The organism is Micromonospora sp. AMSO1212t (assembly GCF_008868145.1).
GTDB classification, from domain to species: Bacteria; Actinomycetota; Actinomycetes; order Mycobacteriales; family Micromonosporaceae; genus Micromonospora; species Micromonospora tulbaghiae.
This window is the reverse complement of sequence record NZ_WBKS01000280.1, coordinates 1-520: the sequence shown is the minus strand read 5'-3', so window position 1 is coordinate 520 and position 520 is coordinate 1. Positions and strand designations below refer to the sequence as shown.

General features: G+C 56.9%; 1 protein-coding gene. It reads left to right on the top strand.

The annotated features are described in order from the left end of the window. Positions 1 to 520: hypothetical protein (locus F8279_RS29810; RefSeq protein ID WP_225853465.1), on the top strand; the 520-nt coding region annotated here is incomplete at both ends.

The following is a 520-nucleotide window of genomic DNA, read 5'->3' as shown; positions in this document are numbered from 1 at the left end:
GTCCTGGCGAGCGACAAGCAAGCCAAACAATTCAGCCAGCTCAAGCACGGCCAGAAGCTTGAGTTCGAACTGAACCCGCAAGGCCAACTGACCAGCATGCACAGCAAAGTCAGCGACGTTGAAACCATCACCCTGACCAAGAACGACAAGGGCTATGCATTCAACCGCGTCACCGCAAAACCGACTGTTCGCACGGCTTACGTGCACGGCGTGATCAATAGCTCCCTGTCACAATCCGCTGCCCGCGCAGGCCTGTCCCACAGTCTGACCATGGACATGGCCAGCGTATTTGGCTACGACGTCGACTTCGCTCAGGATATCCGTCAGGGCGACGAATTCGACGTGATCTACGAGCAGAAAGTGGTTAACGGCAAAGCCGTCGGTAGTGGCCCGATTCTGTCGGCGCGCTTCACCAACCGCGGCAAGACTTACACCGCCGTGCGTTACACCAACAAGCAAGGCAACAGCAGCTATTACACCGCTGATGGCAACAGCATGCGCAAAGCGTTCATCCGTACCC